This window comes from Mycobacteroides chelonae (genome assembly GCF_016767715.1).
GTDB classification, from domain to species: Bacteria; Actinomycetota; Actinomycetes; order Mycobacteriales; family Mycobacteriaceae; genus Mycobacterium; species Mycobacterium gwanakae.
In genome coordinates, this window is record NZ_CP050145.1 from 5,006,793 (window position 1) to 5,029,494 (window position 22,702).

Sequence of the window (22,702 nt, forward strand, 5' to 3'; positions counted from 1 at the left end):
CCCTGTGGCCTATTCACTGGCCGTCCGGGCACGAGTTGTTCGCTGACGTGGGGTGGTCCCCTTCGGCGCCGGGAGGGCGCCCATGACATACGACTTCACCAAATGATTCCAACTGCAGGTCCGGCATACCTCGACAACGTGCACGGCGAACTCCGAGTACCGAGTGCCCAGCAACACCAGTTCCTCTGCCGTACGGGCCGAACCGGATACCGCGCCCAGATGCTCGCCGAAAACCCACGACACCAGCGTCAGTTGCTCCTTGCGGCAGATCGGGCACACCACCGCACTCGATTTGCCGTGGAACTTGGCCGCACGGAGCAGATACGGGTTCGCGTCGCAGACTTCGGCCACGCCGGTACGCCCGGAATAGACCTCAGCCAGCAGGGATCGCCGCTTGAGCGCGTAATCCACCACCTGTCTCTGCAATCGCACGGTAACCAGAGTACGTCCGATTACGCGCTGGCCGAGCCCGGGCCACACAGACAGCACGTACTTTGCGAAGCCGATCTCCGTCCGCGTTCCGCTCGTTACGATGAGGCGACTGTCAGGAAGAGGGGGACATATGACATTCCGTCGACTATCACCGGTGCTCGGCGGCTTTGCGGCCTTGACCGTCATCGCCTCCGCGGCCATCAATCCCGCGGCGACCGCGTCCCCACCGGTTGGCACCGGAAAGGTCGTAGGAACGGCGGTACTAAAGGTGATCGGCGGCGGGACGGCGACCGTCACCTGGAAAGAGAACGACGGCGCGGCCCACATCGAGAAGGATGTCGCGCTGCCCTGGGAGCACACCATCGACGTCGTCGAAGAGGCGAACTCCGAAGTCCGGGCCAGCGGGGCCGGCGCCACCGGCTGCACGATCACCATGGGCGACATGCTGGTGTCGTTCAAGAGTGAGCCCAATCCAGTCTGCGAGTTCGCGTACTGGGGCTGACGCGCCCGGGCCCTGAGGGACCGCGCCGCTCTACGATTCCTCGCATGGCGACCCGTGCCAAGGATTCCGACCGAGACGTCACGTGCACGGCGCTCGACGCCGCCTTCGGCGACGGCCAGCTCTCCTCGGAGGAGCACCGTCAGCGGATCGCCATCGCCACCAGTGCGCAGACTCTCGGCGAGCTCAACGGCGTGGTCTCCGATCTGCAGATCGCCGCCCTCCCGGCCCAGGTACCCATCCCCCGGCCGCCGCGGCGCCGCTGGCCGGCGATCGTCGTCACCGCCGTCGTCGCTGCCGCCCTCGGAGCCGGGATGAGTGCCTATGTCACACGGCCGGTGCCACCGGACCCGGGGGCGGCCGCCGACGGCATCGCTCCCGTCGTGATCGCCCCGACGAAGTTGTTCTCCGTGCCGGGCCTTTCCGGCCTGCTGGACCAGATGCGCGCAAAATTCGGCGACACCGTCGGCATCGAACTGACCGTCCGCTCCAACAACGCGGCGCTGGTCCGCATCGAATCCACCGATCCGAACCTGCCCATCACCTACCCGTATCAGGGCGGGTTCCGTGACGGCGGAGCGATGCCCGGTACCTGGCGCAACGTTCGGATCGGAGACCTGAGCCGATTCGATCCGGCCAAGATCATCGGGGTCCTGCGCGGAGCACCCGAAACCCTGAACGTGCCCGCCGCCGGCGAGAGCGGAACCGTCATGGTGATCAAGCCCAACGACGAGGGCGTCGACATCACCATCACCGTCTCGGAGCGGGACCGCACCGGCCGAATGGTCGTCGCGGGTAACGGCGAGCCCAAAGAGGTCGTGCCCGCATCCTGACCATCAAGATCGCTCTACGATTCCTCGCATGGCGACAGGCACCCGGGCCAAGGACAGCGACCGCAACGACACCTGCAAGCTGCTCGATGACGCACTGAGCGACGGACAGCTGTCCATGGAAGAGCACCGCGAACGCGTTGCCTCGGCCACCACCGCCTCGACGCTGGGACAGCTCAGCTCGCTGGTCTCGGATCTGCAGAACGCCAAAGCGGCCGCCCACATGCCCGTGCTGAAGGGTCCGCAGCGCCCCTGGTGGCGACGGTGGTACGCGCCCGCCGGTGTGGCCGCCGCCCTGGTCCTGGTCGGTGTGCTCATCGGTTGGGGCGCCTACGGAAACACCAGCTCGCCGATGGACTTCACCACCGATCCCGGTGCCAAGCCCGACGGTGTGGCGCCTATTGTGATGACGCCCCCACGCCAGCTGATGTCGCTCGGCGGCCTGACGGGTCTCTTTGAGCAGATGCGCCAAAAATTCGGTGACACCACCGGGTACGAGCTGAACATCTACGGGGACTACGCGATTCTGACGCGCCCCGATCCCCGCGAACCTCGCCGCACGCTGCGCTACACGTATCAGGGCGGATGGGACCATCCCGACGACTCGTCGGGCAGTCACGCCGACCGCACGGTTGACCTCGCCAAGTTCGACGTCAAAACCATCATCGGCATCATGCGCGGCGCACCCGAGACCCTCGGCATCAAACAGAGCGAGGTCAAGAACACGTACCTGTTCATCAAACCGAGCGAGGACAAGACCGCACCACCGGACACCGTTCAGATCGACATCTCGATCAGCGGTGAATTCCAGAACGGGTCGATCTACGTCAATCCGGACGGCACCCCCATCCGGACCACGTACCCCTCCGGCAGTTAGATCTTCCCCCGTGTGGCGCCCGCATATATCGCGGCGATACTATGTCCCGATCGGTGCACGAGAGATGCTCCGGCGTCATACACGGTGTGAGGAGGTGACTTCATGTTGGAACTGGCCATCCTCGGCTTGCTGCTTGAGTCACCCATGCACGGCTACGAGCTGCGCAAGCGCCTGACCGGATTGCTCGGAGCATTCCGGGCGTTCTCTTACGGCTCGCTGTACCCGGCCCTGCGGCGCATGCAGGCCGATGGGCTGATCGCCGAAGACTCCGCGCCCGCGGGCACCACAGTGCTGCTTCGCGGCAAGCGGGTCTATCAGATGACCGCCGCCGGCCGTGCACGCTTCAGCGAGCTGGTCGCGGACACCGGTCCGCAGAATTACACCGACGACGGCTTCGGTGTGCACCTGGCGTTCTTCAACCGCACCCCGGCCGAGGCCCGGATGCGAATCCTCGAAGGCCGCCGCCGTCAGGTAGAAGAGCGCCGGGAGGGCCTGCGCGAGGCCATCACCCGGGCAAGCAGTTCGTTCGACCGGTACACCAAGCAGCTGCACCAGCTTGGCCTGGAATCCAGTGAACGAGAAGTGAAGTGGCTCAACGATTTGATCGCCGCCGAGCGCACCGCGCAGGCACGAGTCGAGGAGCGTTAGACGTGACACAGCGCACGACCATCGGTAAAGGAGAACCGTCCATGTCCAACACATCATCTGAGGTGCGAGTCGCCATCGTCGGCGTCGGCAACTGCGCATCCTCGCTGGTTCAGGGCGTGCAGTACTACCAGGATGCGGACGAGAACTCCACTGTTCCGGGCCTGATGCACGTCAAGTTCGGCCCGTACCACGTGCGCGACGTGAAGTTCGTCGCCGCGTTCGACGTGGACGCCAAGAAGGTCGGCTTCGACCTCTCCGAGGCGATCTCGGCGTCGGAGAACAACACCATCAAGATCGCCGACGTGCCGCCCACCGATGTCATCGTGCAGCGCGGACCGACCCTGGACGGCATCGGCAAGTACTACGCCGACACCATCGAGGTGTCCGACACCGATCCGGTCGACGTCGTGAAGGTGCTGAAAGACAACAACGTTGACGTCCTCGTGTCCTACCTTCCGGTGGGTTCTGAAGAGGCCGACAAGTTCTACGCCCAGTGCGCCATCGACGCCAAGGTGGCGTTCGTCAACGCGCTACCGGTGTTCATCGCCTCGGATCCGGTGTGGGCCAAGAAGTTCGAAGATGCCGGTGTGCCGATCGTGGGCGACGACATCAAGAGCCAGGTGGGCGCCACCATCACCCACAGGGTGATGGCCAAGCTGTTCGAGGACCGCGGTGTCACCCTGGACCGCACCTACCAGCTCAACGTCGGCGGCAACATGGACTTCAAGAACATGCTCGAGCGTGAGCGTCTGGAGTCCAAGAAGGTCTCCAAGACTCAGGCCGTCACGTCGAACCTCAACGGATCACTGGCCGACAAGGTGTACGACAAGAACGTGCACATCGGCCCGTCCGACTACGTCGCGTGGCTCGATGACCGCAAATGGGCTTATGTGCGCCTGGAAGGCCGCGCCTTCGGCGATGTGCCGCTGAACCTCGAATACAAGCTCGAGGTCTGGGACTCCCCCAACTCGGCCGGCATCATCATCGACGCGGTACGTGCGGCGAAGATCGCACTCGACCGCGGGCTCGGTGGCCCGATTCTTCCGGCCTCGGCCTACCTGATGAAGAGCCCGCCGAAGCAACTCGCCGACGACATCGCGCGCACCCAGCTGGAGCAGTTCATCGAAGGCTGAGCCTGTTTCTTCGTTCTACCCACCGAGGGCACACCGTCAGGTGTGCCCTCGGTGCTATTTGTTGGCCCGCAACCGATTCGCGACTGCGGCTAGCTGGTCAAGCACGGCAAGGGTCTCGTCCTCGCGCAACGGATCCAGATGAAGGAGCACCTGCTCCACGCCGGCATCCAGATACGCAGCGGCAGCCCGCTCCCCGGACACGCCGCTCACACCGACCGGCAGATCCGCGCGTCCCTGCTCGGCGAACCGGCGGCGCGCCACCCGCACATCCTCGGGGGTAGACGTCGCCGCGTATGGCAACCACCCATCACCTAACCGCACCGCGCGTGACTGAGCGGCCCGGCTCGGACCACCCACGTACACCGGAATGGGCGTCGGTGGACGCGGGCTCGCGGCGACGGGCCCGAAATCGAGGTGCTCGCCATGGAATTCCGCTACGTCCTCGGTCCACAGCTGTTTGAGGGCGACCAGCTGTTCGTCGAGTTTCGCACCGCGCAGCGTCGGGTCGGCGCCGTGGTTGCGTAGCTCGCCCAGATTCCACCCGACGCCGACTCCCAGCACGGCTCGGCCGCCCGACAGTGTGGACAGCGTCGCCCAGGCCTTGGCGGTGTGCAACACATCGCGCTGGGGTAACAGTGCGACCCCGGACCCAATCACCAAATGCTCGGTGGCCGCCGCGGCATAGGCGAGCACCACCGGAAGGTCTCGTATCAACGGAAGCCGCGCCCGGAACTCCGGATCGATGTCATCGGGTGTGTCGACCGGGAAGTAGGAATGGTCGTCGAAGAGCAGCCAGTCGAAGCCGCGTTCCTCGACAGCGCGGGCGAGCACGTCGGGGGCCACGTATCCGTCGGCCGATGAGGTAGAGATACCGAAGCCGGTCATGACCTCCAGGAACCACCCGCATGCCACCGAAATTCCTGGCAACGCGCTGCACGATCTGATTGCGGGGTGCAACATCGACCTACCCGGCTGTAAGGAGAATCCATGGCGACCACGGAATCGTCCAGCGAGGGCGGCCTGCAGCATTCGTTGCAGAAGCGCCACCTGACGATGATCGCGATCGGTGGCGTCATCGGCGCCGGCCTGTTCGTGGGGTCCGGTGCGACGATCAAGGCGGCTGGCCCGGCTGCCTTCCTCACCTATGCCATCACCGGTGTGCTCATCGTGCTGGTGATGCGCATGCTCGGCGAGATGGCCGTGGCGAATCCGTCGACCGGCTCCTTCGCCGACTACAGCCGCCGCGCCCTCGGCGACTGGGCAGGATTCTCTGTCGGCTGGCTCTACTGGTACTTCTGGGTAATCGTCGTGGGGTTCGAGGCAGTCGCCGGCGGCAAGATCGTCCAAGATTGGTGGCCGCACTTTCCGTTGTGGCTGATCGCTCTTGTCCTCATGGTGGCCATGACCGCCACCAACCTCTTCTCGGTGCGGTCCTACGGCGAGTTCGAATACTGGTTCGCCAGTGTGAAAGTACTTGCCATCATTGCATTTCTCGTCCTCGGCACGATGTTCGTACTGGGCTGGTGGCCGGGTAAGCACATGGACTTCTCCAACCTCACCAAGAGCGGGTTCGCTCCCAATGGCACCGGTGCGATCTTCTCCGCCATCGTGGTCGTGGTGTTTTCGATGGTCGGCCCGGAAATCGCGACCATCGCGGCCGCCGAATCCAAGGACCCCGCGCGGGCCATCAGCAGGGCCACCAACTCGGTCATCTACCGAATCGGGCTCTTCTTCGTGGGCTCCATCTTCCTGATCGCGGTGATCGTGCCGTGGGATAGCCCGACTTTGGGCACCTCACCCTTCGTCACCGCATTCAAGACCTTGGGAATTCCGCACGCCGACAACATCATGCGGATAGTCGTGCTCACCGCCGTGTTGTCCTGTCTCAACTCGGCGATGTACACCGCCTCCCGCATGCTGTTCGTGTTGGCAGGCCGGGGCGAGGCACCGCGCAGCTGGCTGCGCGTCAACTCGCGCGGTGTTCCGGTGCACGCCATCTTGGCGTCCTCATTCATCGGATTCGTCTGCGTGGTGCTGGCATACGTCGCCGAAGACACCGTCTTTCTATTCCTGCTCAACTCCTCCGGCGCGGTAATCCTGTTTGTGTACTTCATGATTGCGATATCGCAGCTGGTACTCAGGCCCCGCACACCCCCAGAGAAGCTGATCGTCAAGATGTGGGGTTATCCGGTGTTGACGATCCTCACCGCCGGTGCGATCGTCGCGATTCTGGTCGCGATGGGCTTTCAGGACGGCACCCGCTCGCAGCTGTGGACCAGCCTGCTGTCCTGGGCGGTGATCCTGCTCGCCTTCGTGGCACTCCGGCTGACCCGGCTCCGCGCACCGGTGCCCGACGAACCGGTTACCCGGTAATCGCCCCGGCCCGCCGGAACAGCTGCAGCGTGAGACCGTGCAGGTAATCACCCACCGCCACAGGCGCTTTCCCGGCGAAGGCGCGGGCGTGCGTGCCCTCCAAGATGATGCCCAACTTGAAACAGGCGAGCACGGTGTACCAGTGGATCGCGCTGAGATCACGGTCCGTGCGTTCCGCGTAGTGCGCGACGAGCTCCTCGGGCGTGGGCAGACCTCCGGCCTGCACGAGTGCTCCACCCAGTGAAGCATCGTCGCCATCCGAAGGCCACGTCGCCAACAGCCAGCCCAAGTCCAGCAGCGGGTCACCGATCGTCGACATCTCCCAGTCCACGATGGCGGCGAGCTCAGGACCGTCATTGCGGAACATCATGTTCGCCAGGTGGAAATCACCATGCATGATCCCCGGCTTCCACTGCGACGGCCGATGCTGCTCAAGCCAATCGGCGACGGATTGCAGACCCGGGATGTCCGGGCCCGGGTACCCCTCGTGCTTGCTGAACGAGTCGAGCTCTTTGAGCCAACGCGGTACCTGACGCTCCAGGAAGCCGTCGGGATTGCCGTACCCGTCCAGTCCCAGCGCCTGATAGTCCAGTGCCCCCAGGGCGGCGATACCGCTGACCGCCTCCAGCCCCATCTGGTGCCGAATCTGCGGACTGCTCGCATGCAGCTCCGGCAGGGTGACCGAGGCATTGAATCCGTCGACCGGCTCCATCAGATAGAAGACCGCGCCGCCCAGCACCGTCTCGTCGGTGCACGCCGCGATGAGCTCGGGAGCGGGAACTCCCTGTCCGCGTAACGCTCCCAGCAATCGCGACTCCCGGCGGATCACATTGTTACTGGCCTCACGTAGATGCTTCGGGGGCCGGCGCAACACATACTCGCGGCCGCCCCGGGTGAAGCGCACCATGATGTTCTGCGTGCCGCCCGTGATCGCCGAGACGTCCGCCACCTCACCCGCCGGAAGTCCCTGCTCATCCATCCAGCGCGAAACAACACCGAAATCAACGCTTTTCGGGTCGACATGCTGCGGAGCCGCCATTACAGGTTGCCCACCCGGTGCTCGAGGCGGGCCGCCACATGTGCCCTGGCCTTCTCCGTCAACGCCGGGATGTGACTCGGCGGGAACAGACCCTCATACGGGGTGTAGTCCTTGAGGACTTCCTTGGCGATGGTGACTTTGTGCACCTCGGTGGGGCCGTCGACCAGACCCATCACCTCCGAGTACAGGAACATCTTGGCCAACGGCATCTCTTCGGAGACGCCGAGCGAGCCGTGCAGGTGCAGCGCACGCTGGGCGACGTCATGCATCACCTTTGGCATGGCGGCCTTGATGGCCGCGATGTCCTTGCGCACCTTGAGGTAGTCCTGGTGCTTGTCGATCAGCCAGGCAGTCCGAAGCACCAGCAGACGGAATGACTCCATCTCGATCCAGCTGTCGGCGATGCGCTCCTGCGTCATCTGCAACTTGGCGATGGTGCCGCCGCGTGCTTCCCGGCTGATGACACGCTCGCACATCATGTCGAATGCCTTACGCACCTGAGCCACCGTCCGCATCGCATGATGCACGCGACCCCCGCCGAGGCGGGTTTGCGCGATCACGAACGCGGCACCCTCGGCACCCAGCATGTTCTCGGCGGGAATCCGGGCATTGGTGAAGCGGGTGTAGGCCTCGTCCTCGCTGAACCCATGCACGGTGATGTTTCTGACGATCTCCACCCCCGGCGCGTTCGGGTCGACGATGAACATCGACATTCCCTGATACGGGCTGACATCCGGGTTGGTGACGGCCATGACGATCCAGAAGGCGGCGTGCCGCGCCTCGGAGTTGAACCACTTCTCCCCGTTGAGGATCCACTCATCACCGTCACGCACGGCAGTTGTCTTGAACAGCGTCGGATCGGACCCGCCCTGCGGCTCCGTCATGACGTAACAGGACCCGATGTCGCCGTCCATCAGCGGCTGCAGATACTTCGCCTTCTGCGCCTCGGTGCCGTAGTGCGCGAGGATCTCGGCATTGCCGGTGTCGGGAGCCTGGCATCCGAAGATCGAGGGGGCCCACACCGAACGGCCCAGAATCTCATTGAGCAACGCGAGCTTGAGCTGCCCGAAGCCCGGACCGCCCAGCTCGGGGCCGAGATGACAGGCCCACAGCCCACGGCGCTTGACCTCCTCCTTGAGCGGTCGCACGTAGTCCATGGCCTCGGTATCGGACTTGTCGTACGGGTTGGGGAACACGTAATCGAGCGGTTCCACCTCGGTGCGGACGAATTCCTCGGCCCAGTCCAGCAGCTCCTGGTATTCGGGGTCGGTCTCGAAATCCCATGCCATGTCAGTTACTTCCTGTCGGTTCGGGTTCAATGGGAAGTTCATGCGGACGATCCGTATGCACGCCGTCCACCACCATGTCGGCGATGCGCTTGGCGATCTGCGCCGGGCTCTTGCCATCGGCGCGGTACCAGACCGCCACCATGTTCAGCATCCCGAGAATCGCGTTGGTGATCAGGTGATCGCTGGTGCGAAACACCCCGGCTTCGTAACCCTCGTCGAGAACGCGTTGCCAGCAGCGCTGTAACTCGTCACGCATTCCCTGCAACTCCGCGGCCCGCCCGCCGGTCAGCGCGGATCCATCGCGGACCTGGATGGCAACCTGCTTGCGGTACTTGACAATAAGGATGACGTAGGAGCCGATGAGAGTGCGCAGACGCTTGGCGGGCGGGGTGTTCATGCCTGCGATGTGCGCAGCCTCGGTGAGCATTTCGTCGATGTAGCTGCGCAGGATCTCCCAGAGGAGTTCCTCTTTGGACCCGATGTGGTAGTACAGCGCGCCACCCCGTACACCGGCCGCAGCGCCGATCTCAGCAACACCGGTCGCGTGAAATCCCTTCTCGGCGAAGAGTTCTGTTGCCACATCCATGATCCGCCGACGGGTCGCCGCGGCATCGCCATCGGCCGCGGGCGGACGGCCTCGACGCGGCTTGGCGCCGGCCTCGGTCACAGGATGCCGCCATCCAGTCGAATCGTCGTTCCCGTGCAGTAGGCCGATGCATCACTTGCGAGATACAGTGCCGCGCCGACGATGTCTTCCGGTTCGCCCACGCGGCGCAACGGAATGCTGGGAATGAGCGCCTCGGCGAATCCTTCCGGCCAGGCCGCCGCGATATCTGTGTTGAAAAGTCCGCATTGAATGGTGTTGGTGCGCACGGTCGGCCCAAAGCTGTGCGAGAGGCCAAGGGTCAGGGCATTCAAACCGGCCTTCGCCGCTGCGTACGGCAACGCGGTGGCGTCGGGCCGCACCGCTTCGATCGAGCTGATGTTGATGATCGAACCGCCGGCTCCTGCCGCCATCTTGGTGGCGATCAGGGCCGACAATCGGAACGGTCCCTTCAGATTGACCCCCATGACCTTGTCGAACAATGCTTCCGAGACCTGGTCCAGGCTGGGGTACAGCGGGGACAGTCCGGCGTTGTTGACCAACACGTCCACCCGCCCGAACTCCCGGTACACGGTGTCGACCAGCTCATCGCATTGCTCCCAGGAGCTGACATTGCAGGCCACCGGGAGCGCACGGCGACCGTGTTCGGCCTGCACCTGGGCGGCCAGCTCGTTACAGGAGTCGATCTTGCGGCTCGCAATCACCACATCGGCGCCATGCGCGGCGAACGCCTGCACCATCGCCCGGCCCAACCCGCGGCTACCACCGGTGACGACGACGACCTTGTCCTGCAGCATCCAGTCCTCCTTGACTAATGTGGCGATCGATACATTAAAGAAGCGATGCCGATAGCGCAAGAGGCGGCAGCCGTGGATCAGCGGGCGAGCTTGTCCAGCAGCAGCGTGAACATCGCCTCGGTCTTGTCATCGTGGGGGTCGAGTCGGCAGAACATCACCGAAGCGACGTAGTTCGCGCGCTGGCGCGCCACCAGACGGCAGGACCACGGTGAACGGTCAGTGGTTCGCGTCCAGTTCACCTCGTCTTGACCGCTGTGCCCGATGCTGAGCGTCCAATTCTCCGCGATGCCGTTCACCGAGGTAACCCCATGTACTCCATCGCATCTGGACATGCGCTGGGCGAATTGCTCGAACTGCTGACTTGCCGAGGTAGCGGTCTCGAAGACAATCAGCGCTGACCCTATGGTGTGCTGGCGAACCCTTCCGACCGTCTCGGAATACGCCTGGATGCGCGCCGCACCGAAGCTCAGGTACTGCTGCCGCGTGGCCAACGAGTATCCGTATGCACAGTCGGAGACCGTGTTGGCCGTCGAGAGCACAGTTTCGACGGCGGGAATGGTCTTGATATCCGGAAGGCCCACTGCCGCACGGATATCCGAGGCCGACAGAAGCCGGTCTTCAAGGTCGGCCTGCCTGGGCGGCAGCACCGGATACAACTTCTCCGGCCTGGCGGGGGCCGCCGCGTCGCCCTCAACCGCGTGCGTACAGGAGGCCAACAGCGCGGCGGCCGTCAGTAAAACGACTGGTGCCCAGCGCATTACCGTGCCCCCGAGAGTTTCAGCGTCAATCGGTCCAGCACATTGCCCGCCTTGTTATCCGAACCGTGGGTGCAGAACATCGACGATGCCACAAAGTTGGCCCGCTGTCGTGCAGCCATGTAACAGGTCCAGCTCGAGTCGACCACGCTGCGCGTCCACGCCACCTCATCGGCGGTGTCGGCACTGGTGATGCTCAGTTTCCATGAGGAGGGATCGCGCTGTGTATGCGTGGCGCTCGTGATCGCATCGCACCTGGCCATCAGACCGTTGAACCGCTGGAACTGTTGTCGAGCCGTGGCATCGTCGGAGAAGGTCACCACCGCATTTCCCACCGTATGCAGCCGCGCGACATCGCTCTCCTCCACATACAACTCGATGCGCGCCGCCTCGTGCTTCTCATAGGAAGCGATCTCGGCCAGTGAGTAGCCAGCCGCGCATACGGTGGCGTCGGTAGTCGAGCGGAACATCGCGTCCACTGCCTGCCCCGGCTCTAGCCGTGGCAACTCCGATATCTCGCGAATCTGCGGCCCCGTAAGCAGCGTGCCGCCGGGAAGCTTGCCGCCGATGGCGTGCAGTTCTGGATAAAGGCCAGCACGCTCGGGCGGCGGGGTCGCGAGTCCGTCGGCTACGCGGGAGCAGCCGCCACAGGCAACCATCACGCAGAACAACACCGCCGCCACCCGCATTACCGCACCCCCTATCCCAGCATCCCCACTCGAGGTTTGCTAGAAGCGAAGCTACACCACCAGTGCCATGCGAGGGTCGGTAAGCAGCGCACCCAGATCCGCGAGGAACTTGGACCCCTGCTCACCGTCCACCAGTCGGTGGTCGAAGGACAGCGCGAGCGTGGTGACGTCGCGGACGGCGAGTTCGCCGTGCACCACCCAGGGGCGTTTGGCAATCGAGCCCAGTGCCAGGATGGCCGCTTCGCCCGGATTGATGATCGGGGTACCCGCATCGACGCCGAACACTCCGATATTGGTCAACGTGAACGTTCCGCCGGACATATCGGCGGGCGCTGTCTTTCCCTCGCGTGCGGTAGTCACCAACTGCGCGAATGCGATCGCCAGTTCACGCAGCGACATCCCGCTGGCGTTCTTCACGTTCGGGACCACCAGTCCGCGCTCGGTCGCTGCCGCCACACCGAGATTCACGTAATGCTTGATGACGATCTCGCCGGCTTGCTCATCCCAGGTGGAATTCAGCGAGGGGTGCGACCGCAGAGTCAACAGCACCATCCGCGCGACCAGCGTCATGGGCGTGAGTTTGAGGTCGGGGAACTTCGCCTTCAACTCGGCCAGTAGCTCCATCGTCGCGGTCATATCGACCGTGAGGAACTCGGTGACGTGGGGCGCCGTGAAGGCGCTGCGCACCATGGCGGCCGCCGTGTGCTTGCGGACGCCCGCGATGGGAATCCGCGTCTCCCCGCCCACCGGAGCCACAGACTCAGCCTGCGGAGCGCGCGCGGTGAGACTGCGCGTGTAGGCCTCCACATCCTGCCGGGTGATGCTGCCCCCGATCCCCGTGCCGCTGATCAGGTCGAGGGCCACGCCCAGTTCGGCGGCCAGTTTGCGCACCGACGGTTTCGCGGCGGCTCGCACCGATTCCGGTGGGGCAACCGGCACTTCGGGTTCGACGAGGGCGAGGGCGGCCGAGCCCGCGCGACGCCGACGGCGGGTCTGGCCCGTCGACTCCGACGGGCCGTAGCCGACCAGGTTGGCGGGCTCGTCGGGTTCGGCACCGGCGACCTCGATCGAGATCAGCGGCGACCCGACCGCGAGGGTCGAGTTCTCCGCCGCCTCCAGGGCCACCACCGTTCCCTCGTACGGCGACGGCAGCTCGACCATCGCCTTCGCGGTCTCCACATCGGCGAGCACCTGGTTGAGCTTCACCTCATCGCCGACCTTCACCTTCCAGGCGATCAGGTCGGCTTCGGTGAGTCCCTCACCGAGGTCCGGAAGCAGAAACTGTTTGACTGCCATGGATTTCGCACCTCTCCTATGCGGCGATAGCGCGGTCGACGGCGTCCATCACCCGCTCCGCATCGGGCAGGAAGTGGTGCTCCACCTTGTTGGCGGGGTACGGGAGGGCGAAACCACCGACCCGTAGCACCGGCGCCTCCAGGTGGTAGAAGCACCGCTCGGTAATGCGTGCCGCGATCTCGGCGCCCAATCCCATGAACACCGATGCTTCGTGGACCACCACCAGCCGGCCCGTCTTGCGTACCGAGGCCTCCAGCGTCTCGAAGTCGACCGGCGAAAGGGAGCGCAGATCGACGACCTCGATCGACATCCCCTCGGCCGCGGCCATTTCCGCCGCCGCAGTGGCGACGGCGACCATCGGGCCATATGCGGCCACCGTGGCCGCGGTACCAGACCGGACGATGCGGGCGGACGACAGCGGCAGCAGGTCTCGTGCTTCGGTGTTGACCTCGCCCTTCTCCCAGTAGCGCCGCTTGGGCTCGAAGAAGATGACCGGGTCGTCGCACGCCACGGACTGGCGGATCATGTCGTAGGCATCTTGCGGCGATCCACACGCCACCACCCGTAGGCCCGCGGTGTGGGCGAAGTAGGCCTCCGGCGATTCCGAATGGTGTTCCACCGCACCGATTCCACCGCCGAACGGGATGCGGATGGTCAGCGGCATGCCCACCGCACCCTTAGTGCGGTAGTGCAGCTTGGCCACCTGACTCACGATCTGATCGAAAGCCGGATACACGAAGCCGTCGAATTGGATCTCGCACACCGGGCGATATCCACGCATGGCCAAGCCGACTGCGGTGCCGATGATTCCTGATTCGGCCAGCGGCGTGTCGATGACTCGATGATCACCGAAGTCTTTCTGCAGCCCGTCGGTGACCCGGAAGACGCCGCCGAGCTTGCCCACGTCCTCCCCCATGACGATCACCTTGTCGTCGTCTTCCAGGGATGCACGCAGACCCGCGTTCAGGGCACCGGACATCGTCATTCTGGTCATGATGCGATCCCTTCGTCCTCAAAGCCGGCAAGATATTCCAAATAGTCGCGCCGTTCCGCGGCAACAAGCGAATGCGGTTCCGCGTACACGTGGTTGAACATGTCGGCGGCGGTCGGCTCGATGGTGCCGAGACATCCCGCGCGCATTTCGGCAGCCACCGCATCGGCCTTGGCCACAACGCGCTGCTTCTCCGAATCTGTCAGCACTCCAAGTCTTTCCAAATACTTTTCCACTCGCGACAGCGGGTCCTTGGCGCGCCACTCCTCAAGCTCGGCGGAATTGCGGTACTTGGTCGGATCATCGGACGTGGTGTGCGGCCCCATCCGGTAGGTGACGGCTTCGACGAGAGTGGGCCCGCTACCCTCGCGCGCGCGCCGCAGCGCCGCACGGGTCACCGCCATCACCGCGAGCACGTCGTTGCCGTCCACCTGGATTCCCGGCACGCCGAATCCGGTGCCGCGCGCGGCCAGCGGCAGATGGCTCTGCACCCGCACCGGCTCGCTGATGGCCCATTGGTTGTTCTGGCAGAAGAAGACCACGGGCGCACCGAAACTCGATGCGAAGGCGAAAGCCTCCGACACGTCGCCCTGACTGGTCGCGCCATCGCCGAAGTACGCGATGACCGCAGAGTCGGCACCGTCGAATTTGACACCCATCGCGTATCCGGTGGCGTGCAGCGACTGCGCACCGACGATGATCGCGGGTGCGGTGACATTGTGGTCGCGCGGATTCCAGCCCGACTGCGTTGAGCCGCGCCAGAATTGGAGCATGGCCGTGGGTTCGATACCGCGGCAGTAGGCGACGCCGTGCTCACGAAAACTGGTGAAGGCGAAATCATCGTGTGCCAGCGCACGCGCGGAACCGACCTGAGCGGCCTCCTGACCCAGCAGCGGCGCCCAGAGCGCGAGCTCACCCTGACGCTGCAGTGCCGTGGCCTCGGTGTCGATGCGGCGGACCACCACCATGTCCTCATACAGCGCGACAAGCTGCTGGTCGTCGATATCCGCGACCAGCGGCCCATACGCCGGATCCTCGACCCGGTTGCCTTCCGGATCCAGAAGCTGGATGGTTTCCATATCCGCCTCGCTAACCATCTGATGCACTGTCCATGCCTGACCGTCACCGCAGAGGTGTGTCTTGCTTCACAGTGCATCAGATAGTCATACTGCGCAACCGATGCGTGTCAGATTGTGCATAGTGCCCAGATTTATGGGTCAATTCTGTGCGATACTGCGCTCTATGACCACTCTGGATGCCACTGATGCGAAGTTGTTACTCGCGCTCACGCAAACACCCCGCGCGTCCGGCGTGGAGCTGGCGCAGCGACTGAATCTGTCCCGCAACACCGTGCAAGCGCGGCTGACCCGCTGGGACCAGCACGAGGCGCTGGCCGGTATCGACCACCAGATCGTGCCGCGCGCGATGGGTTATCCCATGACGGCTTACGTCACCGCACGCATCGACCAACATCAGCTCAAGGGGATTGGCGTGGCGCTAGCCGACGTGCCGGAGGTGGTGCAGGTGCACGGTCTGGCGGGCGCGGACGATCTGATGATCAAGGTGGTGGCCGTCGACAGCGACGATCTATACCGAATCGCCGGGAACATCCTCGACATCCCCGGCATCACTCGTACGTCGATCGCGATCGCCATGCACGAGTTGGTGGCATTCCGGATGACGCCACTGCTGCGGCGCCTCGCCGGACAAGACTGAGCGCTCAGCCCAGCCAGTCCAGAACCGCTGCAGCCGTCCAGGATTGCTGCATGCTGCCCAGCGGCGCACCGGTGAACGGTTCGTAGTACTCGGCGAAGGAGCCGTCGCCCGCCTGCCGTAAACCCTCCTGCCGGAGCAGGAACGCCCGTTCACTCCATCCACGCCGCTCGAACGCCCAACAGAACAGCCAGGTGAGCACCGGCCACACCGGGCCCCGCCAATACTCGCGCGGACGAAAGTCCCGGGATACCGGCGACGTCGACGGCACCAGTGCGTACCGCAGATCCGGGTGGCCGCAGAAACGTGGTCCTTCCAGCAGCCGCAGCAGCGCCAATTCCTGCGCACGCGGCAGCCCTCCGGATAGCAGCGGTGCGAACATGGCCACCGTGTCGGTCGCCACCCACTTGCCGGTCTTGACGTCGAAATCCCTTGCGGCACCGCTACGTTCTTCTGTGGTGTCGATTACCCCGGCACGGAACCGCTCGGCCCAGCCGTGCAGTTCACGCACATCGGCTCGCGGGCGCGCGTGCTCCTCACCAATGGTGGCCAGTACCTCGCAGGCCACCGCGAAGATTGCCGAGACGAACACGTCTTCCATGACGAAGCTCATGACGTCCGGCAGCCGGGCATCGTCGTACCCCACCGACTTCATCTCTTCCAGCAGCCACAGATAGACGTCATACTCGGCATCCTTGGGGCGCTGCGAGGCGTCGGTGATGATTGCGGTGTCCTCCCGCACATACGGCGGTAGCTCTCCGGGAACAACATTGGCGTACGCGCCATCCCAGCGCGGCGAGTTGTCCATTCCCGATTCCCACCCGTGATAGAGGGTGATACGCCCGTGCTGGTTCTGATCGCGGGACTCGGCGAGCCACCGATGCCACCGCATCAGGTCTGCCCAGCGCCGGTCCAGGAAGGCTTCCGCGATGCCGCGCGCACTCCGGCCACGGCGGCGCGCATGATCTAAGATGCGCTGCACCGCTATGGCATGCACCGGTGGTTGGGTGATGCCCGATGTCTGGTAATTCGACGGTGCGTTCACCGCCAGTTCCGAGGTGCGCCAGCGCGCGGGTCCGGGAAAGTAGCCGTCGACCCCGTTCGCGAAGACGATGTGCGGGATCATCCCGTTGGCCCATTGCGCGGAAAGCAGGGTGTCCAATTCGGTGACGGCGCGTTCGACGCTCAGCGGCGCCAGACCGACCGCCACGAAAGCCGCGTCCCAGCTCCACATATGTGGGTACAACTTGGGGGCGGCACTGGTCATCGTCCCCCTGTCATTTCCCCTCAGCAGGTACGCCGCACGTGCGGCCAACTGCGTGGGGGTAAACATCGGGTGGGACGGCATCCGTCCATTGTGCGGCGTACCCGGCCATTCCCTCTCGCCGAAAGTCGACTTTTGGTGTGAAAGTGCGACTGGACGCCGCCAAAAGTCGACATTCGACGGGAGGCGGCTAGCCTGGCGCGCATGCCCCTCGCTCTCATCACCGGCGCAAGCGGCGGTCTCGGTGCTGCCATCGCGCGTGCCCTGGCCCCCACCCACGCACTCCTGCTGGGAGGCCGCCCGTCCGCGCGACTAGATGCACTGGCCGATGAACTGCAGGCCACAGCATGGCCGGTGAACCTGGGCGATGAGAGCGCGTTGCTGGCGGCCACCGCCGGCATCGACGAACTCGATGTACTGGTGCACAACGCCGGGGTGTCCTATCCGGCGACGATCGCCGATTCGCAGTTGGCGGACTGGCGTAAGACCTTTGATGTCAACGTCTTAGCGCCGGTGGCACTGACCAAGGCCCTGCTTCCCGCTCTACGCGCGGCACAGGGTGACGTGGTGTTCGTGAACTCCGGAGCGGGAATCAACGCGCACCCCGGCATCGGCTCGTACTCGGCGAGCAAGTTCGCATTGCGCGGCGTGGCCGATGTGCTGCGGGCGGAGGAGCCGCTGCTGCGGGTGACCTCGATGCATCCCGGCCGGATCAGCACCCCGATGCAGCAGGAACTCACCGAACATGAAGGGCGCGTCTACAACCCGGATGAGTACATGCGTCCCGAGTCTGTCGCACAGTTGATCGTCGATGCCGTGCGGCTGCCGCGCGACGCGCGTGTGCACCAAATTGTGGTGCGGCAGAACTAGACGACCAGATTCACCATGCGCCCGGGCACCACGATGACCTTCTTCGGGGCAACGCCCGCCAGGAACTCCAGCACCTTCTCCTCGGCAAGGGCCGCCGCCTCGATATCGGCCGCCGGTGCGTCGGCAGCCACCGTGATCCGGCCGCGCACCTTGCCGTTGACCTGAATCGGGTATTCGACGGTGTCGGCCACCAGCCATCGCTCATCGAATCCCGGGAAGGGGCCGTGCGCCAAGGTCTCATCGCGTCCGAGCTGGCTCCACAGCTCCTCGGCCAGGTGCGGCGCCAGCGGAGCCAGCAACAGCACCAGCGGTTCCACCGCCGCACGCGGGGCACCCTCCGGGTACTCCTTGGTGAGGTGGTTGGTGTACTCGATCAACTTGGCTGCTGCGGTGTTATTGCGCAGAGCCGCATAGTCTTCGGTGACTCCGGCGATCGTCTTATGCAACGCCCGTAGGGTGTCCTCGCTCGTCAGGTCGCCTTCGGTGACCCGGATCTTGCCGGTCTCCTCGTCGACCACCACGCGCCACACCCGCTGCAGGAACCGGTGCGCACCAACGACATCCTTTGTTGCCCACGGCCGCGACAACTCCAGTGGACCCATCGACATCTCATACACCCGCAGGGTGTCCGCACCGTAGTTGTCACAGATGTCGTCCGGCGAGATCGAGTTCTTGAGGCTCTTACCGATCTTGCCGAACTCCTGCTTCACCTCGACTTTCCCGTCGGGACCGGGCCAGAAGAACGTTCCATTCTCCTCGACCACCTCGGCGGCGGGCACGTACATCCCGCGCGCATCCGTGTAGGCGTACGCCTGGATGTAGCCCTGGTTGAGCAGCCGCCGGTACGGCTCGCGGGAGCTGACATGTCCGAGGTCGTAAAGGACCTTGTGCCAGAACCTCGAGTAGAGCAGGTGCAGTACGGCGTGCTCCATGCCGCCGACATACAAGTCAACGCCCCCGGGATCGTCCGGGCCGTGCTCGGCCGGGCGCGGCCCCAGCCAGTAGGCCTCGTTCTCCTTGTCGCAGAACGCGTCCGCATTATCCGGGTCCGCGTAGCGCAGCTCGTACCACGAGCTGCCCGCCCACTGCGGCATCACGTTGGTGTCGCGCGTGTACTGCTTGAGTCCGTCGCCCAGATCCAGCTCAACGTTGACCCAGTCGGTGGCCTTCGACAGCGGCGGCGACGGCACGCTCGATGCGTCGTCGGGATCGAAGGACACCGGTGCGTAGTCCTCGACCTCCGGCAGCTCGACGGGCAGCGCACCCTCACCCAGCGCGCGTGGTCGCCCGTCCTCGCCGTAGACGATTGGGAACGGCTCGCCCCAATAGCGCTGGCGTGCGAAAAGCCAATCGCGAAGCTTGTATTCGATACGCGGTTCGCCGCGGCCGTCCTGCACCAGCCGGCGCGTCACCTCGGCCTTGGCAGCGGCGACATCCAGCCCATTCAGGTAATTGGAGTTCACCAGCGGACCGTCGCCCGTGTACGCGGACTCGGTGATATCGCCACCGGAAATGACTTGCTGCACAGGCAAACCGAACGCATGCGCGAAGTCCCAGTCACGCTGGTCGTGGCCGGGCACCGCCATGATGGCCCCGGTGCCGTAACCGAACAGCACGTAGTCGGCAATGAAGACCGGCACCGGCTTACCGCTCACCGGGTTGGTGGCGTAGGCGCCGGTGAATACGCCGGTCTTTTCTTTGTTCTCTTGACGTTCCAGGTCGCTCTTGGCGGCGATGGAGCGGCGATACTGCTCGATCGCCGCGCGCGGCGAATCCTGCCCGCCGGTCCAGCGCGCGTCCGTTCCCTCCGGCCAGGTGTCACCCGTCAGGCTGTCCACCAGTGGGTGCTCGGGTGCCAACACCATGTAGGTGGCGCCGAAGAGCGTGTCGGGCCGGGTGGTGAACACCTCGATATCGCCCACACCGGCGACAGCGAACAACACCGATGCACCCTGCGATCGACCGATCCAGTTGCGCTGCATGGTCTTGACCTTGTCGGGCCAGTCCAGGAATTCAAGATCGTCGATCAGCCTGTCAGCGTACGCGGTGATCCGCATCATCCACTGCCGCAACCGCTTACGGAAGACCGGGAAGTTACCGCGCTCGCTGCGACCGTCCGAGGTGACCTCCTCGTTGGCCAGTACGGTACCCAGTCCCGGGCACCAGTTGACCACCGAATCCGATTGGTATACCAGGCGATACGAGTCGACCAGATCGGCGCGCGCGCCGTCGCTCAGCTCGCCCCATACCGTGCCGTCGGCCGGCGTACGCGCACCGGAATCGAACTCGGCCACCAGCTCGTCGATCCGGCGAGCACGCTGGGCCTCGACGTCGTACCAGGCGTTGTAGATCTGCAGAAAAATCCACTGTGTCCACTTGTAGAAGTCGACGTCGGTGGTCGAGAAACTGCGGCGCGAGTCGTGGCCCAATCCGAGCCGGCCAAGCTGACGCTTGTAGTTGACGATGTTGGCCTCGGTACGGACCCGCGGGTGGGTACCGGTCTGCACCGCGTACTGCTCGGCCGGCAGACCGAACGCGTCGAACCCCAGCGCGTGCAGCACGTTGGCGCCACGCATCCGGTGGAAGCGGGCATATACGTCCGTCGCGATATAGCCCAGCGGATGTCCGACGTGCAGCCCGTCACCCGAGGGATACGGGAACATGTCCTGCACAAACATCTTGTCAGCGGGAATCGGCGTGCCATCGGCCGGTGCGAGTGAGCCCACCGGATTGGGTACGTGGAACGTGCCGCGGTCGGCCCAGCTCTGTTGCCAACGACGCTCGATCTGCCCGGCGAGCTGCGCGGTGTAGCGATGCTCGGGGGTATCGGTGGCGTCTTGCTGGGCTTCAGTCACGCATCAAGGGTAAATGCGGCAGCTCAGCGAACAGAAATCGCCGGTTTGGCGACGAGAGTTAATCACTCTGGTCACAATCCGGCCACTTCCGGGGGTGTCCGGGGTGCTTTCTCAGCTGCGCTTATTAACTTCGGGACCGCTACAACCGAGAGCCCACTGTCGACATAGCGGTCGGCGTGCCCGCGCCCACGGTTGTCGTCCACAACTCACACACCACGCATTGGACAGAGCCGGAAGGACAGAGAAGGTGACGACCACACGGTATTCAGTCAGGTTCGCGGCGGCCACGGCCTCCGTCACGGCACTGCTCGCCGGGACCACCGCCATCGCACTGGCGGACCCACAGCCGGCGCCTCCAGCACCGGTGGCCACTCCGAACGCAGCCACCTCGGCACCCATCCCACCGGCGGCGGCCCCCAACGCCCCCGCCACCCCGAACGCCGCCGTTCCGGCGACCGCACCGACCGCGTCGACGAACCCCCTCCAGCCCGCCCCGCCGATCAACGGGGTCGCGCCCGCCGCCGACGGCACGCTCACGGAGTTCTTCGCTTCCAAGAACGTCAAGCTGGAGCCGCTGACCAAGAACAGCCATGGGGCACCGCGCGTCAGCATCCCAATTCCGGCGAACTGGGCGAACGTGCCAGATCCCAACGTTCCCAACGCGTACCAGGTGATCGTGAGCAAGGCCAACGGCACCGGGCTGTACCAGTCCAACGCGCAGGTCACGATGAGCAAGCTCGTCGGCGAGTTCGACACCAATGAGGCCGTTTCGCACGGCCCCGTCGAGGTCAAAACACTGCAGGGCTGGCAGCCGACCGACGCCTCGCTGGTCACCTATCAGGGCTTCCCCTCTTCGATCGTGGAAGGCACCTTCCGGCAAGACGGTGAAACCCTCAACACCTCGCGGCGCTCCGTGATCATCACGCAGGGCAAGGACCGGTACCTGGTTCAGCTGGCCGTCACCACGACAGTCGGAAACGCCATCTCCGAGGCTCCTGCCACCGACCTCATCGTCAACGGCCTGCGCTTCGGCGAAGGCGCCCCGGTCACCGCCCCGGTAGCCGACCCCAACGCGCTCGCCGATCCGGATGCGCTGCCCGCGGCACCCGTAACCCCTGCTCCGGGCACCGACCCCAACGCTCCGGCTGCGCCGGCGCCGGGAGTCCCGGGGCTGCCACCGCTGCCCACCCTGCCCCCGCTGGTGCCGCCGGCACCGCCCGCGGCATAAGCGCACTCCCGTCCCGCTTAAACTGAGCGGGTGCTGATCGCCGCCATCGTGACCATTGCCCTCGCCGGGCTGCTGGGCGCGCTGTCGGCGGCGGCGTTTCTGCGGGCACCACACGGCAGCCCTCAGCGCATGCTCGCGCCCGCGCAGGCCGCGGCCGCGCTGATTCTCGCGGCGGGCGCGCTCGCAGCCTTATTTGGTTCCACCGCAATCGGTTTGGTGGGACTGATGGTGTGCGGCGCGGCCGCCATCGTGACGGTGGGTGCGGCCGCCTGGCAGGTGGCGCGCTACACCACCGCCGCACAACAGATGTCGTCCTCGGGCGGCGGATGCGGCAGTTCCTGCGGCGGATGCCCCAGCGCGGGGCGGGCCGACTCCTCGGTGTGCGCTCGGCCCTGACGTGTCCAATCTTTAGACACCGCGGCGCTACCTCGTCTGAATGTGATCCGTATTCGCCCATGTCGACCCATTTTTTGGTGTTATGTTCCCGGGCACTCGTAGACAGGCGTGGTCAGAAAGGGAG

At 64.9% G+C, this 22,702-nt stretch carries 23 protein-coding genes; 10 read left to right on the forward strand and 13 right to left on the reverse strand.

Annotated elements, in window-relative coordinates; all coding sequences use genetic code 11:
- Positions 1-9 precede the first annotated feature (9 nt).
- Complete coding sequence (locus HBA99_RS24415; protein ID WP_070952385.1) at positions 10-432, reverse strand: DUF5318 family protein; 423 nt, start codon at positions 430-432, stop codon at positions 10-12.
- 130 nt (positions 433-562) lie between these two features.
- On the opposite strand from HBA99_RS24415, the gene HBA99_RS24420 reads away from it, so the two are divergent.
- The 5 genes from HBA99_RS24420 (at position 563) to HBA99_RS24440 (ending at position 4,419) form a co-directional block, all read left to right on the forward strand.
- Positions 563-934, forward strand: a complete 372-nt coding sequence (locus HBA99_RS24420) for a hypothetical protein (RefSeq protein WP_070915922.1) — start codon at positions 563-565, stop codon at positions 932-934.
- Positions 935-978: 44 nt separating this feature from the next.
- Positions 979-1,764, forward strand: a complete 786-nt coding sequence (locus HBA99_RS24425; RefSeq protein ID WP_070951780.1) for a DUF1707 SHOCT-like domain-containing protein — start codon at positions 979-981, stop codon at positions 1,762-1,764.
- Between the two features lie 28 nt (positions 1,765-1,792).
- Positions 1,793-2,638: a DUF1707 SHOCT-like domain-containing protein gene (locus HBA99_RS24430; RefSeq protein WP_057963612.1), complete on the forward strand. Its 846-nt coding sequence runs from the start codon at positions 1,793-1,795 to the stop codon at positions 2,636-2,638.
- Positions 2,639-2,740: 102 nt separating this feature from the next.
- Positions 2,741-3,286 (forward strand): PadR family transcriptional regulator, encoded by a 546-nt coding sequence (locus HBA99_RS24435; protein ID WP_030097647.1) that lies wholly within the window; start codon positions 2,741-2,743, stop codon positions 3,284-3,286.
- 41 nt (positions 3,287-3,327) lie between these two features.
- Entirely contained in the window at positions 3,328-4,419 is a 1,092-nt protein-coding gene (locus HBA99_RS24440) for an inositol-3-phosphate synthase (protein WP_030097648.1), read from the forward strand.
- Positions 4,420-4,473: 54 nt separating this feature from the next.
- Here the strand turns inward: HBA99_RS24440 and HBA99_RS24445 are convergent, their stop codons facing one another.
- On the reverse strand, positions 4,474-5,304 hold the full coding sequence (locus tag HBA99_RS24445; RefSeq protein ID WP_070951779.1) for an LLM class F420-dependent oxidoreductase: 831 nt from the start codon (positions 5,302-5,304) through the stop codon (positions 4,474-4,476).
- Between the two features lie 102 nt (positions 5,305-5,406).
- On the opposite strand from HBA99_RS24445, the gene HBA99_RS24450 reads away from it, so the two are divergent.
- Complete coding sequence (locus HBA99_RS24450) at positions 5,407-6,792, forward strand: amino acid permease (RefSeq protein ID WP_081347659.1); 1,386 nt, start codon at positions 5,407-5,409, stop codon at positions 6,790-6,792.
- On the opposite strand, the gene HBA99_RS24455 is transcribed toward HBA99_RS24450, so the two are convergent.
- From HBA99_RS24455 to pdhA, 9 genes are all read right to left on the reverse strand, one after another.
- Positions 6,782-7,831, reverse strand: coding sequence for a phosphotransferase family protein (locus HBA99_RS24455; RefSeq protein ID WP_070951778.1), 1,050 nt, complete (start codon positions 7,829-7,831; stop codon positions 6,782-6,784). The two genes, HBA99_RS24450 and HBA99_RS24455, sit on opposite strands and share 11 nt — an antisense overlap.
- Entirely contained in the window at positions 7,831-9,120 is a 1,290-nt protein-coding gene (locus tag HBA99_RS24460) for an acyl-CoA dehydrogenase family protein (RefSeq protein ID WP_046255361.1), read from the reverse strand. Before HBA99_RS24460 ends, HBA99_RS24455 begins: the two co-directional genes overlap by 1 nt.
- 1 nt (position 9,121) lies before the next feature.
- Positions 9,122-9,787, reverse strand: coding sequence for a TetR/AcrR family transcriptional regulator (locus HBA99_RS24465; RefSeq protein WP_070951777.1), 666 nt, complete (start codon positions 9,785-9,787; stop codon positions 9,122-9,124).
- Positions 9,784-10,521, reverse strand: coding sequence for an SDR family NAD(P)-dependent oxidoreductase (locus HBA99_RS24470; protein ID WP_070951776.1), 738 nt, complete (start codon positions 10,519-10,521; stop codon positions 9,784-9,786). The genes HBA99_RS24465 and HBA99_RS24470 overlap by 4 nt, the downstream gene beginning before the upstream one ends.
- A 77-nt stretch (positions 10,522-10,598) precedes the next feature.
- A complete protein-coding gene (locus HBA99_RS24475; protein ID WP_070951775.1) occupies positions 10,599-11,279 on the reverse strand; it encodes a sensor domain-containing protein in 681 nt (226 codons plus the stop codon).
- A complete protein-coding gene (locus HBA99_RS24480; RefSeq protein WP_070951774.1) occupies positions 11,279-11,965 on the reverse strand; it encodes a sensor domain-containing protein in 687 nt (228 codons plus the stop codon). Before HBA99_RS24480 ends, HBA99_RS24475 begins: the two co-directional genes overlap by 1 nt.
- A gap of 51 nt (positions 11,966-12,016) precedes the next feature.
- Positions 12,017-13,261 carry a dihydrolipoamide acetyltransferase family protein gene (locus tag HBA99_RS24485; protein WP_070951773.1) on the reverse strand — a complete coding sequence of 415 codons (1,245 nt, stop codon included), beginning with the start codon at positions 13,259-13,261 and terminating at the stop codon, positions 12,017-12,019.
- 16 nt (positions 13,262-13,277) lie between these two features.
- Entirely contained in the window at positions 13,278-14,240 is a 963-nt protein-coding gene (locus tag HBA99_RS24490) for an alpha-ketoacid dehydrogenase subunit beta (protein WP_198541588.1), read from the reverse strand.
- Positions 14,241-14,251: 11 nt separating this feature from the next.
- Positions 14,252-15,331 carry a pyruvate dehydrogenase (acetyl-transferring) E1 component subunit alpha gene (gene pdhA / locus HBA99_RS24495; RefSeq protein WP_070923944.1) on the reverse strand — a complete coding sequence of 360 codons (1,080 nt, stop codon included), beginning with the start codon at positions 15,329-15,331 and terminating at the stop codon, positions 14,252-14,254.
- Between the two features lie 163 nt (positions 15,332-15,494).
- Here pdhA and HBA99_RS24500 point away from each other — a divergent pair, with 163 nt between their 5' ends.
- Positions 15,495-15,968, forward strand: a complete 474-nt coding sequence (locus HBA99_RS24500; RefSeq protein WP_030097660.1) for an Lrp/AsnC family transcriptional regulator — start codon at positions 15,495-15,497, stop codon at positions 15,966-15,968.
- A 4-nt stretch (positions 15,969-15,972) separates the two neighbouring features.
- Here HBA99_RS24500 and ggh read toward each other — a convergent pair whose 3' ends face one another.
- Positions 15,973-17,313, reverse strand: a complete 1,341-nt coding sequence (gene ggh, locus HBA99_RS24505; RefSeq protein ID WP_070919703.1) for a glucosylglycerate hydrolase — start codon at positions 17,311-17,313, stop codon at positions 15,973-15,975.
- Positions 17,314-17,433: 120 nt separating this feature from the next.
- Here ggh and HBA99_RS24510 point away from each other — a divergent pair, with 120 nt between their 5' ends.
- Positions 17,434-18,099: an SDR family oxidoreductase gene (locus HBA99_RS24510; protein WP_070951772.1), complete on the forward strand. Its 666-nt coding sequence runs from the start codon at positions 17,434-17,436 to the stop codon at positions 18,097-18,099.
- Here the strand turns inward: HBA99_RS24510 and leuS are convergent.
- The gene (gene leuS, locus HBA99_RS24515) at positions 18,096-20,954 is read right to left on the reverse strand and encodes a leucine--tRNA ligase (protein WP_070951771.1); all 2,859 of its coding nucleotides are present in this window, start codon (positions 20,952-20,954) and stop codon (positions 18,096-18,098) included. The genes HBA99_RS24510 and leuS overlap by 4 nt on opposite strands.
- Before the next feature lie 247 nt (positions 20,955-21,201).
- Here leuS and HBA99_RS24520 point away from each other — a divergent pair, with 247 nt between their 5' ends.
- Both HBA99_RS24520 and HBA99_RS24525 read left to right on the forward strand, forming a co-directional pair.
- Entirely contained in the window at positions 21,202-22,182 is a 981-nt protein-coding gene (locus HBA99_RS24520; protein ID WP_070951770.1) for an LpqN/LpqT family lipoprotein, read from the forward strand.
- A gap of 30 nt (positions 22,183-22,212) precedes the next feature.
- Positions 22,213-22,578, forward strand: coding sequence for a hypothetical protein (locus HBA99_RS24525; RefSeq protein ID WP_030097665.1), 366 nt, complete (start codon positions 22,213-22,215; stop codon positions 22,576-22,578).
- Positions 22,579-22,702 lie beyond the last annotated feature (124 nt).

What these genes read in the sequence shown, in the direction of transcription:
- HBA99_RS24420 (WP_070915922.1), top strand. Translation starts at nt 563, where the DNA reads ATGACATTCCGTCGACTATCACCGGTGCTCGGCGGCTTTGCGGCCTTG.
- HBA99_RS24430 (WP_057963612.1), top strand. Translation starts at nt 1,793, where the DNA reads ATGGCGACAGGCACCCGGGCCAAGGACAGCGACCGCAACGACACCTGC.
- pdhA (WP_070923944.1), bottom strand. Translation starts at nt 15,331, where the DNA reads ATGGAAACCATCCAGCTTCTGGATCCGGAAGGCAACCGGGTCGAGGAT.
- HBA99_RS24510 (WP_070951772.1), top strand. Translation starts at nt 17,434, where the DNA reads ATGCCCCTCGCTCTCATCACCGGCGCAAGCGGCGGTCTCGGTGCTGCC.
- HBA99_RS24475 (WP_070951775.1), bottom strand. Translation starts at nt 11,279, where the DNA reads ATGCGCTGGGCACCAGTCGTTTTACTGACGGCCGCCGCGCTGTTGGCC.
- HBA99_RS24445 (WP_070951779.1), bottom strand. Translation starts at nt 5,304, where the DNA reads ATGACCGGCTTCGGTATCTCTACCTCATCGGCCGACGGATACGTGGCC.
- HBA99_RS24440 (WP_030097648.1), top strand. Translation starts at nt 3,328, where the DNA reads ATGTCCAACACATCATCTGAGGTGCGAGTCGCCATCGTCGGCGTCGGC.
- HBA99_RS24470 (WP_070951776.1), bottom strand. Translation starts at nt 10,521, where the DNA reads ATGCTGCAGGACAAGGTCGTCGTCGTCACCGGTGGTAGCCGCGGGTTG.
- HBA99_RS24425 (WP_070951780.1), top strand. Translation starts at nt 979, where the DNA reads ATGGCGACCCGTGCCAAGGATTCCGACCGAGACGTCACGTGCACGGCG.
- HBA99_RS24500 (WP_030097660.1), top strand. Translation starts at nt 15,495, where the DNA reads ATGACCACTCTGGATGCCACTGATGCGAAGTTGTTACTCGCGCTCACG.
- HBA99_RS24450 (WP_081347659.1), top strand. Translation starts at nt 5,407, where the DNA reads ATGGCGACCACGGAATCGTCCAGCGAGGGCGGCCTGCAGCATTCGTTG.
- HBA99_RS24485 (WP_070951773.1), bottom strand. Translation starts at nt 13,261, where the DNA reads ATGGCAGTCAAACAGTTTCTGCTTCCGGACCTCGGTGAGGGACTCACC.
- HBA99_RS24435 (WP_030097647.1), top strand. Translation starts at nt 2,741, where the DNA reads ATGTTGGAACTGGCCATCCTCGGCTTGCTGCTTGAGTCACCCATGCAC.
- HBA99_RS24460 (WP_046255361.1), bottom strand. Translation starts at nt 9,120, where the DNA reads ATGGCATGGGATTTCGAGACCGACCCCGAATACCAGGAGCTGCTGGAC.
- HBA99_RS24455 (WP_070951778.1), bottom strand. Translation starts at nt 7,831, where the DNA reads ATGGCGGCTCCGCAGCATGTCGACCCGAAAAGCGTTGATTTCGGTGTT.
- HBA99_RS24490 (WP_198541588.1), bottom strand. Translation starts at nt 14,240, where the DNA reads ATGTCCGGTGCCCTGAACGCGGGTCTGCGTGCATCCCTGGAAGACGAC.
- ggh (WP_070919703.1), bottom strand. Translation starts at nt 17,313, where the DNA reads ATGCCGTCCCACCCGATGTTTACCCCCACGCAGTTGGCCGCACGTGCG.
- HBA99_RS24480 (WP_070951774.1), bottom strand. Translation starts at nt 11,965, where the DNA reads ATGCGGGTGGCGGCGGTGTTGTTCTGCGTGATGGTTGCCTGTGGCGGC.